This is a genomic window from Micromonospora mirobrigensis (assembly GCF_900091555.1).
Classification (GTDB): Bacteria; Actinomycetota; Actinomycetes; order Mycobacteriales; family Micromonosporaceae; genus Micromonospora; species Micromonospora mirobrigensis.
Genome location: NZ_FMCX01000005.1, coordinates 43600 through 56366, shown reverse-complemented (window position 1 = coordinate 56366; position 12767 = coordinate 43600). Strand labels below are relative to the sequence as shown.

Annotated in this window: 12 protein-coding genes and 2 pseudogenes; 6 read left to right on the top strand and 8 right to left on the bottom strand. The window is 70.6% G+C overall.

Annotated elements, in window-relative coordinates; genetic code table 11:
* Positions 1-20: 20 nt before the first annotated feature.
* Positions 21-1304 (bottom strand): vanadium-dependent haloperoxidase, encoded by a 1284-nt coding sequence (locus GA0070564_RS29915; RefSeq protein WP_091609749.1) that lies wholly within the window; start codon positions 1302-1304, stop codon positions 21-23.
* 188 nt (positions 1305-1492) lie between these two features.
* Here GA0070564_RS29915 and GA0070564_RS17500 point away from each other — a divergent pair, with 188 nt between their 5' ends.
* The gene (locus tag GA0070564_RS17500) at positions 1493-2683 is read left to right on the top strand and encodes a spore photoproduct lyase family protein (RefSeq protein WP_218104955.1); all 1191 of its coding nucleotides are present in this window, start codon (positions 1493-1495) and stop codon (positions 2681-2683) included.
* Positions 2684-2798: 115 nt separating this feature from the next.
* Here GA0070564_RS17500 and GA0070564_RS17495 read toward each other — a convergent pair whose 3' ends face one another.
* The 6 genes from GA0070564_RS17495 to GA0070564_RS29370 all read right to left on the bottom strand — a co-directional run bounded on the left by GA0070564_RS17495 (position 2799) and on the right by GA0070564_RS29370 (position 7045).
* Positions 2799-3908 (bottom strand): ricin-type beta-trefoil lectin domain protein, encoded by a 1110-nt coding sequence (locus GA0070564_RS17495; RefSeq protein WP_091609748.1) that lies wholly within the window; start codon positions 3906-3908, stop codon positions 2799-2801.
* Positions 3909-4020: 112 nt separating this feature from the next.
* Positions 4021-5541, bottom strand: coding sequence for a non-reducing end alpha-L-arabinofuranosidase family hydrolase (locus GA0070564_RS17490; RefSeq protein WP_091609747.1), 1521 nt, complete (start codon positions 5539-5541; stop codon positions 4021-4023).
* A gap of 244 nt (positions 5542-5785) precedes the next feature.
* Positions 5786-6172 (bottom strand): hypothetical protein, encoded by a 387-nt coding sequence (locus GA0070564_RS17485; protein ID WP_218104954.1) that lies wholly within the window; start codon positions 6170-6172, stop codon positions 5786-5788.
* 140 nt (positions 6173-6312) lie between these two features.
* Entirely contained in the window at positions 6313-6486 is a 174-nt protein-coding gene (locus GA0070564_RS29375; protein WP_176730717.1) for a hypothetical protein, read from the bottom strand.
* Entirely contained in the window at positions 6483-6701 is a 219-nt protein-coding gene (locus GA0070564_RS17480) for a hypothetical protein (RefSeq protein WP_091609746.1), read from the bottom strand. Before GA0070564_RS17480 ends, GA0070564_RS29375 begins: the two co-directional genes overlap by 4 nt.
* 170 nt (positions 6702-6871) lie before the next feature.
* On the bottom strand, positions 6872-7045 hold the full coding sequence (locus GA0070564_RS29370) for a hypothetical protein (protein WP_245670090.1): 174 nt from the start codon (positions 7043-7045) through the stop codon (positions 6872-6874).
* 231 nt (positions 7046-7276) lie between these two features.
* On the opposite strand from GA0070564_RS29370, the pseudogene GA0070564_RS17470 reads away from it, so the two are divergent.
* Positions 7277-8403, top strand: a pseudogene (locus GA0070564_RS17470) (helix-turn-helix domain-containing protein).
* On the top strand, positions 8400-8984 hold the full coding sequence (locus tag GA0070564_RS17465) for an HD domain-containing protein (RefSeq protein WP_091609745.1): 585 nt from the start codon (positions 8400-8402) through the stop codon (positions 8982-8984). The pseudogene GA0070564_RS17470 and the gene GA0070564_RS17465 overlap by 4 nt, the downstream one beginning before the upstream one ends.
* A gap of 27 nt (positions 8985-9011) precedes the next feature.
* On the opposite strand, the pseudogene GA0070564_RS29910 reads toward GA0070564_RS17465, so the two are convergent.
* Positions 9012-9230: pseudogene (locus tag GA0070564_RS29910) on the bottom strand (NUDIX hydrolase); the annotation flags it as partial.
* A 100-nt stretch (positions 9231-9330) separates the two neighbouring features.
* Here GA0070564_RS29910 and GA0070564_RS17455 point away from each other — a divergent pair.
* The 3 genes from GA0070564_RS17455 to GA0070564_RS17445 all read left to right on the top strand — a co-directional run bounded on the left by GA0070564_RS17455 (position 9331) and on the right by GA0070564_RS17445 (position 12752).
* Positions 9331-10797, top strand: coding sequence for an MFS transporter (locus GA0070564_RS17455; RefSeq protein ID WP_245670089.1), 1467 nt, complete (start codon positions 9331-9333; stop codon positions 10795-10797).
* Between the two features lie 8 nt (positions 10798-10805).
* A complete protein-coding gene (locus GA0070564_RS17450; protein WP_141714807.1) occupies positions 10806-12191 on the top strand; it encodes a phenylacetate--CoA ligase family protein in 1386 nt (461 codons plus the stop codon).
* Between the two features lie 186 nt (positions 12192-12377).
* Positions 12378-12752, top strand: coding sequence for a cupin domain-containing protein (locus GA0070564_RS17445; RefSeq protein ID WP_091610277.1), 375 nt, complete (start codon positions 12378-12380; stop codon positions 12750-12752).
* Positions 12753-12767 lie beyond the last annotated feature (15 nt).

Genomic DNA, 12767 nt, shown 5'->3' with positions numbered 1-12767 from the left:
TGGACGCGATGCTGCGCGGGTCAGCGCCGAGGACGGAAGTAGTTCCTGACCATGTACGCGGTGACCTGCGCGCCGATCCTCGCGCCCTCGACGTCGGCCGTGCGGGTGTGGATTCCGCCCCAGATCCGGGCCTCGATGACCTCCGCGACGGCCTGTGAGAAGCCGCCGAAGTACCTGGTGGTGCCCGACGCCTCGCTGTACGCGCTGAACGGGATGTCGTCCCGGCCGAAGAAGTACCCGAGTGCCGACATGCTGGCCGCGGTGAAGCAGGTGTGCCCGGAGGTGTAGTCGGGGTGCGGCGGCGTGACGAGCAGCGGTGTCCAGGTGGGATCGGCGTCGGTGGCCGGGTTGCCGTCGGTGTCGCCCAGCCGGATCGCGGTGATCGGCCGCCAGAACATCCAGGCGCGCTTCTCGTTGTAGCAGGCGGTCGTGGCGTCGGCCTCGGCGAGGTCGACCATGGCGAACATCCGCGCCGTCTGCAGGGTGGTCAGCCGCTGGTTCTCCGCGAGCTGACGCTTGATCTCCCATTCACCAAGGTGGCGGTCGTGCCACCAGATCGCCGCCTGCGTCTGGTCGACCGTCCGGATGCTGCTGTCGACCCGGCCGATCGCCTTGACCTCGAGGTAGTCCCGGGCGTACCGGTCACTGGTGAGCGCCGGCGGGCCGGACGAGCGGAACATCGAGGCGCTGGGGAGGAGGAACGGCCTGAGGTCCGCCACCCACGCCCCGTCGTTCGCGTTCGTCGGCGGGGTGGGCCGCCACTGGCCCGGCTCGGTGCCGACCGGCCAGGACGGGTTGCCGAACGCGCCGTCGTTCTGTCGGGCGGCGATCATGGCGGCGGCGGTCTGGCTGCCCACGGAGACGCCGCGCCGTCTGGCGGCCCCGTCGGGGATCATGGTCAGCCACTGTTCGTACTGCGTCTCCAGCCGCTCCCGCTGGGTCGGGAACAGGGTGCTGAGCACCTGGAACGCCGCGGTGCCGACCGCCGCGTCCACCGACTCCCGGCCGTTGGTGTGCGGCGCGACCAGGTACGGCTGGTACGGCCGGCCGGCGATGGCGTTGACCGCGTCGTAGACGGCGCCGTGCACCATGGCGAAGCTGCGCGCCTGCACCTGCGGTTGTTGACCCGCGACGTCCCAGATCGCGGTCTGCGCGTTGCGGTCCCAGACGACCACCGCATTGGCGGACATGTTCGCCTCGGCCGCGTAGGTCGGAGCGGTGACGGCGACCGGCGACGCGGCGGCGAGGATGCCGGCGACGGCCGCGCAGACGACTTTGCTGCGGGCACGAACCTGACCTGTCACGATGGGCTCCCTTGCCGGAACTCCGGCGTCGATCGACACTGCGACTTCGATGTCTCTCGATGGAAACCTACCGCGCCGAGCGGTGGCACCGTACCGGCCGAAGGGTGGAGCCGGACAGCAGCTCCCCGCGCGGCGCCTGGAAGGAGCCGAGCAGGTGCGGACGCCGCGGCAACGGGTATCCGGCCCGGATGAGCCCGGAACAGGACGCCGTCGACGTCGACGCACCGCTCGCGGTCGGGGTGCCCGCGGCGACGCACGACGCCAGCAGCGAACAGGTGGCGATCCGGGACCTGGCCGGGCTGGCACCCGCCGCCCGCCCGGCACGCCGGTGGACACCGCGCCGGGTCGTCGTCACCCCGGCCGCACTCGACCATCCGCACGGACGACAGATCGTCACCCGGGTCGAAGGGCTCGGCATCGAGGTCGAGCGACTGCGGGCCAACCGGCTGACCGGGGTCCGCGGCGAGACCGACCGGGAGACGTACGCGCGGGCCAAGTCGACGATGGCGATCGTCGTCAGCCCGCCGTCCCGGCGGACGCTGCAGCCCATCGCGCCCAGCGCGGACTGGCGGGTGGACCTCGCCGAGGGCTGCCCCGCGCACTGCCAGTACTGCTACCTCGCCGGTTCGCTGTCCGGTCCACCGGTCACCCGGGTGTACGCCGACCTCGACGACATCCTCGCCGGGCTCGCCGGCTACGTGGGCCGGGGAACGGTGACGAGCCGCAGTACGGCCCGGGCCGACGAGGGTACGACGTTCGAGGCGTCCTGCTACACCGACCCGCTGGCCCTGGAGCACCTCACCGGTGGTTGGCGTCGGGCGGTGGAGCACTTCGGCACCTGGAACGCGCCGGTGCAGCTGCGCTGGACCACCAAGTTCGCCGACGTCGACGGTTTCGTCGGGCTGCCGCACGCCGGCCGTACCCGGATCCGCTTCAGCATCAACGCGGCACCGATCAGCGGCCGCTTCGAGGGCGGCACCGCGACCGGCCGGGACCGACTCGACGCGCTGCGCCGGGTGGCCCTCGACGGCTATCCCGTCGGGCTGACCATCGCGCCGATCATGCCGGTCCCGAACTGGCAGGAGCACTACGGCGCGCTCCTCGACGAGGTGCGGGCGGCCGTCGCGGGCGTGGACCGACTCGACCTGACCGCCGAGCTGATCACCCACCGCTTCACCCCGGGCAGCAGGGACGTGCTGCTCGGCTGGTATCCGCGCACTCGGCTGGAGATGGACGAGCAGTCCCGCAGCCGCAAGTTCGGCAGGTACGGCGCGGTGAAGTACGTCTACCCGGCGCCCGCCATGCGGGAACTGCGCGCGTGGTTCGAGCGGGAGTTGGCCGAGCGACTGCCGGCCTGCCGGTTGCTCTACTTCACCTGACCGGCATGTCGGCCGGCCCGACCTCGAAGCGGGTTCCCGCCGGATGCGGGGTCCGCCGGGCAGCGTCATGTCGGCCTCCGGGGCTCCTGGTCGGTTGCGCGGGCTCGGGCGGAGGTCAGTTGCGCAGGCTCCACTGCTGGTTGGCGCCGCCGTGGCAGTCCCAGAGGGTGATCTTCGTGCCGTTGGCGGTGCCCCAGTTGGCGGCGTCCAGGCAGCGCCCGGACTGTGCGCCGCTGATGGTCCCGTTCGCGTTGAGGTTCCACTGCTGGTTCGCCCCGCCGGTGCAGTCCCAGATGACCACGCGGGTGCCGTTGGCGGTGCCGGCGGCGTCCAGGCACTTGCTGCCGTACACCTGCAACTGCCTTCCCGCGGTGTACGTCCAGCGCTGCATGGCGCCGCCCCAGCAGTCGTAGAGCTGCACCTGGGTGCCGTTGGTGGTGCTGCCGCCCGGCACGTCCAGGCACCGGCCGGACTGCACGCCGACGACCTGGGTGGCGGTGCCGCCCGTGCCGCCTGGGACGCCGATGCTGCCGGGGACGGCCTGCAGGGCGGCGTACCAGGCGGCGGCCATCCGGTCGTAGCCGGTGGCGGTGGGGTGGATGCCGTCGATCAGGTCGGCGGTCGGCACGGCGCTGTGCATGTCGACCAGGTGGACGTGCCGGCCGGCGTTCGCCTTGGCCTGCACGATGCCCGGGACGGCGGCGTTGAAGGTGCGCACCGCGGCCTCCTGACCGCTGTTGGCCAGCGGGGTCAGCTGCGCGACGAACACCTCCGCGGCGGGGGCGGTGCTCGTGATCCGGTCGATCAGGGTGGAGAGCCGGTTCGGTGCGGTGGAGACGTTGTAGTTCTGGAGGATGTCGTTGGTGCCGATGTGCAGCAGCAGGGTGTGTGGTTGGTAGCTGTTCAGCCAGCCGACGATGTTGGCGTCGATCTGGTCGATGCGCCAGCCGGGGTGGCCCTCGTGGTCGTGGTCGCCGAGGCTTCCGGGACCGTTGTACTGGGAGCCCACGAAGTCGGTGGTGTAGCGGCCGTTGGCCAGGCGCTGCCAGAGGCCGATGCGGTAGCCGCCCGGCACCTGGGTGCCCTCGGTGATGGAGTCACCGAGGGGCATCACCCGTACCCCGCCGTTGGATTCGGCGTCGGCCGGTCCGGCCGGGGCCACCACACCGGTGACGATGACGGCCAGCGCGGCGCACGCCGCGAACCACCTTGCCGTTCTCCGCATGATCGTTTCCTCTCGACTGGTCGTACGGTGGTGGGCGGGAGGGGCCGGCGGGCGGCTCGGGGGCCGGCCTCCGATCCGGGGAGACCGGCCCTGCGGCCGGGTGCGGCAGCGGTCAGCGCTGGAGGGTCAGCAGGCCCGGCCGGTACGGCAGGAGGCCGTAGTCGCCGCCGGAGTTCGTGGCCCGGCCCTGGTAGAGCAGTTGGAGGTTGCACGGGTCGACGGTGAAGGTCTGGTCGGCGCTGGCGCGGATCAGCTCACCGTGGCTGATGTCGTTGGTCCAGGTGGCGCCGCTGTTGGCCTTGCCGGCGAACGGGTTGCTCTCGGTGGCCGCCTGCGGGGTCCACGTGCCACCAAGGCTGGTGGCGGTGAAGGAGCGGAAGTAGCGGCCCTGCGCGCCGATCGCCTCGACGAGCATCAGATACCGGGTCTGGCCCTGGAGCTTGTAGACCTGGACCGCCTCGAACAGGTTGTTCGTGCTGTCGCTCATGACGGTGGTGTAGTTGGAACCGAAGCTGCCGGGGAAGTTGCCGATCGGCATGCTGGCCCGGTAGATCTTGCCGTTGTCGCCGGCGAAGAAGAGGTACATCGTCGTGTCGTCGGCGATCAGCGTCTGGTCGATCGGGCCGGTGCCGGAGCCGGAGATGCTGCCGGTGAACAGCGGCTGCGCCGCCGACCATCCGTTGGCGTTTGTCGGGTCGGTGGACGTGCGGTAGGAGAACGCGGACGGGCCCCACTGGTAGGACAGGACCCAGATGTTGCGCGGGGCGAAGTAGAACAGCGTGGGTGCGACCGTGCCCTGTGACATCCCGTTCTGGCTGGCCGTGGCCATCTCCGACCAGTTGGTGAACAGGCCGAAGTTCATCGAGCCCCAGGACGAGCCGAAGTCGTGGGTGGTCGCGTAGACCAGGTTCCGGCCGTTGTAGGGGGCGACGGTGAAGTCCTTCAGCGACACCCACCCCGACTTCGGGTTCGCCAGCGGGCCGGTCGAGGACCAGCGGTACGTCGACGGGAGGCTGCACCCACCGCTCGGCGGCGGTGTGGTGGGGGTGCCGCCGCCGTCGACCCGGACGAGTTGCCACTGCTGGTTGGCGCCGTTCCAGTCGTCGTACTGGACGATGCTGCCGCCGTCGGCGGTCGAGGCTCCCTGCACCTCCACCACCTTGTTGCTGTTCCGGTTGACCAGCCGGAGGTAGCCGCTGTCGGAGTCGGCCAGCCGGAACTGCTGGTTGACCCCGTTGAGGTCGGACCACTGGACGATGTTGCCGCCGTTGGCGGTGGAGAAGTTGTAGACGTCCAGCACCTTGCCGGAGAGCCGGGACCGCAGCCGGTAGTAGCCGCCGCCCGAGTCCACGAACTGCCACTGCTGCTGGTTGCCGTTGTTGCGGGTCCACTGCACGATCCGCGCGCCGTCGTTCGTGGCGAGGTTGTAGACGTCCAGGGCCTTGCCGCTGTTGCGGTTGACCAGCACGTACCAGGCGGTCGTGTCGACCGTAGCCGCGGAGGCGGGAGTCGACATCACCGCCGTGGCGCCGACGCCGGCCAGCACCGCCGCCACGCCGGCCGCGATGCCACGCCGCAACCATCCGCGCCGCTGGGGCGGGGCGTTGGGCACAGTCCTTCCGAAAGTGAACATGATCCTCCTCGATGGCCATCGTCCCGACGGTCTGACGTCGAGACTGTTAGCGCTAACATGAATATGCGCACTACGGGTGCGCGCCAACTCTCGAGGAGGCAGGACCTGCCCGGTGAGCCCCGCTCCGTCCTCACCATCGAATGTGGTCGATAACATGGGCTTCGTCAAGACGTAACTTCTTCGAATCATCCGGCACCCGGCCCTCGTGGTGGCCTCGGCGCATCGAGCGCACCGGTGCGATGCTTCAGCGCACGGCTCCCGGGCGGCGGTAGGCCAGCCGGACCGCCAGCGCGCCGCTGATCAGTGCGACCAGCAGTCCACTCCACTGCAGCACCGCCCCGCTCCACACGTCGAACGTCGCCGGATCGGCCAGGCGACCCCAGACGGAACCCTCGATCAGGCCACCGCCGGTGACGAAGACGGCCGCGACCAGGCCGACCACCAGCGGCCAACGTCGCCGGGGCAGGGCCAGCACGACGATCGCTGCCACGCCCAGGATGATCGGGCCGGGTGGAATGGCGGGAAAACCCGGCACCCCGACCAGGAACTGGACCAGGACGCCGAGGGCTGCCACGACGAGGCCGAGCGCGAGCGCGATCCGCGCCGGGATGGATGAGCTGTCGGTGGCCATGACACGGTCTCCCTCAGGGACGGTGGAATCGCGAACTGCACGGTGACCGACTCTCGCCCGTCGGCGGCGACACGACATCCCACCGCAAGCGGCCATGTCCCTACGCAGGACTGCGTAGCCCGGCCGCTTCACCGCCCGAATCAGACGAGGCGCCGGATGCTTACCTTGGGCCGCTCGTTCCTGAGATGACCCTGCTTGTGCTGGCGGACCTGCTCGTCCCAGACCTCCTGGTCGTAGTCCGGGTCGGGCGGGATCCACCGGTGCGAGCCGTCGCTGTAGTGGAACTTCTCATCCCCAGCCCGCAGGATGCTCACCGCAGCCAGCCCAGGAACCGCCGATGCAGCACCCCACCCGGCACCCAGTGCAGATCCGCCGACGCCCGCACCAACTGCGCCCCCATGTACAACGCCAGCGACACCCGGGCGCCCACGAACTCCGCCCGCAACTCCCGCCGCCGCGTCCCGCACGGCCACGGCGCGCCGCACCCGCCGCAGCTCCACAGCGGCAGCACCGGCCCGTGCGTGGTCACCGCCGGCCCCCGAGGACGGTCACCGTCAGGTGCCGCGCCCGCCGGCTGGTCGCCCACTCCACCTGCCAGCACGGGTACGGCGTGAGCCGCCCCCAACCAGGCTCGGCAGCCGGTGCACATCCCATCGACACCCCGCAGGTGTACGCCGAGTATGCGCCACTCCTGGCCGGTCACCGCTCCTGCTCCGGCCAGTGCGCGGAGCCGATCGGGATGCGGTGACGGTTGCGGCACGGCAGGTCGACGCCGCAGCGGCAGACCCAGCGCCACCGCCGCCACGACCACACCGGTCGGTGTCGCCGTGCCAACGTCATTGCGACGGCGATCAGGTACTGGTCGTACGACACTCGTCGCCACGGTGGCGTCCTCTCTCGCATCACACATTTCCTCCGGCGGGCACCAAGTCGTGGCCGGACCCGAACCACGGGCCGGCGTTGGAACGTTCGGTAACCACGACGCTACGATCACGACGACGACGGTTGGACTCACCCGGAGTACGAGTGGGCAGACCGCAAGCACGTCAGCAGCATGAGTTCCACGGCGGAAACATCGACCATCGGTCAGCGTGGGGGATTCGGATGGCAGCTCGCGGACGAGCGGCACCGCAGCGCGGTGCGGTGACCGGCTACCTGATCAAGCTGATTCGAGAGTCCATCCCGCTGACTCAGGAGCAGCTCGCCGCCGACCTGGACGTCGACCGGGCAACTGTGCAGAGTTGGGAGTCAGGACGTCGGCCATTCACGGCAGTGCCGCTCGGACAAGCGCTCGCCTTCCGGCACAGACTCGGACGGCTCGGGGCGAACCCCGTCCTGCTGGCGGCACTCGCCGACGCCGCCGAAGCTGACTTCATCCTCGCTGCCGTCCTCGACGACCAAACGGCCCGCTCCGATATCGCCATGCAGCCGCTCGGCTGGTCCGTCCTCACGCATCGCCTGACCGACCTGATTCTGTGGGCAGTGCTGGGGCAGACACCGACCTTCGCTCGGGGGCTTGCCCTCGTCCATTCGCGGCGGGGCCCGGTAGCTCCCGGGCCGACTCTGCCCGTTGACCAGCAACGCGCATTCTTCGCCCACCTTCAAGTGCTCGCCGATCGGGCAGCCTCCGGGCCCAACCAGGATGTGCTCCTGCACCGGCAAGCCTGCTTCCTCGCTGGCATGGACCCGACCAGGACGGCTGCCGGGTGGCTCACCCAGACCACCGCCCGCGCCCGCCGAACCACCGCCTTTCACACCTGGTCACCGCTATGGCCGGACGCCCGCTCCGTTGTAACGTCCCTCGCGAACCAGGGCGACCCGGATCCGCTACGTAGCTTCATCGCCCACGCGCATCCCGATGACGCCTGTGAACGAGCAGCCCTGAACTACTCGGCGTACTGGGTGGGCGAGATCCCGTACCGCCAGCGCGACGACTCCTTCATGCCCGGACCGCTCACCGACTGGCATGGTTCGGTCCTTCTTCGGCACCTCGTCGGACGGCTGGACCCGGGCCACCCCTTCGTCGACCTCAACATCCACAACATCTGGGCCCTGCTAGCGGCGCGCCGTAGCCTCGTTCTGGACAACCCCACCAGGGCCGAGCACTCCTTGACCGCACCATCCCACTCCTGGACAGCGACCGGATCTCCGCACAGTCGCGGCAGGAACTAACCTCTATCCTCTACAGCCTGCGGGCGGACGGATTCACCGGCACAGGGACGGGCAGATGACCGAGGACCACGACGCCGCCGGAGCCATGACCTTCATCTTCGAGGCTGGTGTCCTGAAGCGCGCCGCCCGCACCGGCTGGTGGTTCGCCGGTGTGAAGCACCCCGAGTCCATCGCCGAACACTCGTTCCGCACCGCGCTCATCGGAATGATGCTCGCCGCCATGGAGGGCGCCAACCCGGCCCGGGTGTCGATGCTGTGCGTTCTGCACGACACCCAGGAGACGCGGATCACCGACATCCCCCACATCGCCAAGCGCTACCTGACCGCCGTACCCAACACCGCAGTCACCGCCGACCAGGTGGCCGACTGCCCACCCGCCGTCGCGGACGCCATCACCGGCGCGGTGGCCGAGTACGAAGCCGGCGAGACGCTGGAAGCTGTCGTCGCCCGGGACGCCGACAAGCTGGAATGCCTCATCCAGGCGGTCGAGTACCGCCACCAGGGCGTCGACAACGTGCAGCGCTGGATCGACAGCTCGCGGGCGGCGCTGAAGACGGCCAGCGCACACCGGCTCGCCGACGCCGCCCTCGATGGACAACCGCTGGCCTGGCTCACTCCGCGCCGCCAGACCGAGCTCTAGGCAGTCGATTCTCTGCTGGAGTGACCGCTACAGCTCGCCGCGCGCCGCACGGGCAACCAGCTCCAGCACCGCGATCACCGTGCCCGCGCCGAAGATCTCGCCGTTGTGCACCAGCCCACGTGCCTCATCGAGCGGGACCCAGGCGACCTGCCCGGCCTCGTTGATGTCGGTCTGCGCGCCGATGTTCTTCGCGTTTCGCGACAGGAACAGCAGGCTCTGCGCGTCGGCCGTGCCGACCCAGGGCTGACCGCCACCTGACCTCGGCCGTCAGAGTCGTGTCAGGCCCTGGTCAGGGGACTTCACTTGACTGTCGGAAACACGTCCCCGGGCTGGAAAGCAGGACACCGTGGTTCAGCAGGCAGCGGCACCGGTGGCGGCCACCGACCGGGAGACCTTCTGGCGGCACTGGGGCGTCCTGGCGGTCATCCTCTGCTGCGACTTCATGATCACGCTGGACTTCTTCATCGTGAACGTCGCCATCCCGTCGATCCAGACCGACCTGCGGGCGAACTCCGCGGCGGTGCAGTTCATCGTCGCCGGCTACGGCCTGGCGTACGCCAGCGGCCTGATCACCTGGGGTCGGTTGGGCGACATGCGCGGCCGGCGGCGGATGTTCACCCTGGGCGTCGCCCTGTTCACCATCGCCTCGGCGGCCTGCGGGCTGGCACCCACGGCGGGCGCGCTGGTGGCGGCCCGGATCGCGCAGGGCCTCGGCGCCGCCCTGATGGCGCCGCAGGTGCTGGCGATCCTCGGCATCGTCTACACCGGGGCCGACCGCGCCCGCGCGTTCGCCGTCGCCGGGCTGGGCAAGGGGCTCGCCGCCGTGTTCGGGCAGCTCATCGGCGGGCTGCTGATCCAGGCCGACGCGGGTGGGCTGGGCTGGCGGCTCTGCTTCCTGATCAACGTGCCGGTGGGCGTCGCGGTGCTGGTCGCCGCGCCCCGGGTGGTGCCCGAATCGCGGGCCGGCGGCCGGACGTCGCTGGACCTGGTCGGCACGGTGCTGGTCGCCTCGGGGCTGGTCGCCGCGGTGCTCCCGCTGGTCGAGGGCCGCCGGCAGGGATGGCCGCTCTGGTCGTGGCTGTGCCTGGCCGCCGCGGTCCCGCTGCTGGCGGCCTTCGCCGCCCACCAGCGTCGGCTGACCGCCCGCGGCGGCCAGCCGCTGGTCGACACCGCGCTCTTCCGCGGGCGCGCGTTCACCGTCGGCGTCGTCGCCACCCTGCTGTACTACGCCGGCATGGGCGCGTTCCTGCTGGTCCTGGCGCTGAGCCTGCAACAGGGGTACGGGCTCAGCGCGTTGCACTCCGGCCTGATCTGCACCGCGATCGGCGCGGGTTTCTTCGCCGCCACGCTGGCCGGGCCGGTGCTCACCCGCACGCTGGGCCGTCAGGCGGTCGCCCTCGGCGCTCTCGCGCTCACCGGTGGCTGGATCGTCCTGGCCGTCACCGTGGGCGGGGTGGGTCCGGGCGGCCACGTCGTGCTGCTCACCCCGGCCCTGCTGGTCTGCGGGGTCGGGATGGGACTGATCATGGCCCAGCTCACCTCGATGACCCTCGCCGGCACCGGCGCCGGGCACGCGGGGGCGGCGTCCGGCGTGCTGAACACCGCGGTGCAGGTCGGCAGCGCGGTCGGCGTCGCGCTGATCGGCATCGTCTTCTACGGCGCCACCGAGCCGGCCGGGACGCGGGCCGTCCAGGTCAGCCTGCTCTGCCTCACCGGTCTCGGACTCACCGTCGCGGCACTGGTCCAGCTCCTGCCCCGCACCACCGTTCCCGGGGCGCCCCACCACACCGGCCCACCGTCCACGCAGAGATGAGGTCATCGATGTCGCCCACCTACGAAGAGGCCCGGCAACCCCACCTTCAGGCGATGCTGTCGCGGGTCGCCGCGGAGTCGGAGAAGCTGGCCTGGCCGCTGGAGCGGCTGCACCGGCTGCGCGACGAGCGGCTGCGCGAGCTGATCCGCCACGCGAAGCTGAACTCGCCCTGGCACGCCAAGCGGCTCAAGCACATCGACCCCGACACCGTCTCCGGTGGCGACCTCGACGCCATCCCGCCGATGACCAAGGCCGACGTGATGGAGAACTGGGACGAGATCGTCACCGACCCCCGGCTGAACCTGGAGGTGGCGCAGGCCCACCTCGACAAGGTGTCGGCGGAGGGCCCCGCCTACCTGTTCGACGAGTACCACGTCGTCACCACCGGCGGGTCGTCCGGCCTCACCGGGCTGTTCCCGTGGGACTGGCAGGGCTGGCTGGAGGTCGGCGTGGCCGCCTGGCGGATGCATCCGTGGCTGGCCCGCGACCTGGCGCTGCCGTTGCCGGGCCGGGGCGCCTTCGTCGGGGCCGGGCACGCCTCGCACGCCTCGGACGCCATCCGGGCCACCTTCGACCCGCCCAAGGACAGCTGCAAGGTGCCGGTCACGATGCCGCTGGCCGAGATCGTGACCCGGCTCAACGAGTTCGACGCGGACCAGATCCTGGCCTACCCGTCGATCCTGCACCGGCTCGCGTACGAGAAGCAGGCCGGTCGGCTCACCATCGCGCCGCGAATCATGCTCGTCGGCGCGGAGCCGCTCCATCCGCACATGCGCGAGACCATCGAGGCGGCCTTCGGCGCGCCGGTGATCGACTTCTACGGCACCTCCGAGACCTGGATGCTGGCCTGCTCCTACCCCGGCGACGAGGCGCTGCACCTGGTCGAGGACACCGTCGTGTACGAGCCGGTCGACGCGCACGGCGCGCCGGTGCCGCCCGGTGAGCTCTCCGCGAAGCTCCTCGTCACCAACGTGGTCAACAAGGTCTTCCCGCTGATCCGCTACGAGATCGCCGACGAGGTCAGGTTCCTCGACACGCCCAACCCCGGCCCGTGGACCGGCCGCCGCATCGCCCCGGTGCGGGGCCGCCACGACGACCTGTTCGAGTACGCGGGCGACGTGCTGGTCCACCCGTACGTCTTCTGGACCCCGTTGTGGGACTCGCACATCGCGCAGTACCAGGTCCGCCAGACCCCCGCCGGCGCGGACGTGATCGTCGAACTGCGCAGCGAGTACGACCTGGACCACGTACGCGACGCCCTGGTCGCGGCGCTGCGCGAGGTGGGGATGGCCGACCCGGTGGTCACCGTGCGGGCCGTGGACGTGATCGAGCGCAGTCGCGTCTCCGGCAAGATCAGGACGTTCATCCCGCTGCCGAAGCCGCGGGCCGTCTAGCCCCGCGACCCCTGGTCGGCACGCCGTCCGGCCGGTCGCCGGCGGCGTGCCGACCCGTTTCACCACCACCCCTTCGGGTCACCCTGTCCGGCATTTCGGGTCGAGGCCGACGGGGACGCCTATCCTTTGGTGGTTGCACCGAACGGAGCGGTTGCCGTCCCGCACGACGGCTCGTCGGAGGCCGTGATGAGTGGACAGGACCGACCCGAGGGCATCAGTCCGACGGCGACGGAGAGCGCGCCGGGGCTGTGGCGCATCGATCTCCAGAGGCAGGACATCAGCATTCCGGGACGCGAGATCATCCAGACCCGCGTGGAGTTCACCCCGGACTCACCTCCGTTCAAGCACTTCCATCCCGGTGAAGAGATCATCTGCGTGCTACAGGGATCCCTGGAGTACACGCTCGAGGGCCAACCGCCGAGGGTGTGCAACGCCGGGGACGCGCTCACCGTCCCCTACGGCGTGCACCACCAGGCGAAGAACGTCGGTGCCGGCGTCGCGGTCGAACTCGCCACGTACGTCGTCGAGAAGGGCAAGCCGCTTCTGACCCGGGTGGACTGACCCCGCCTCCCCGTC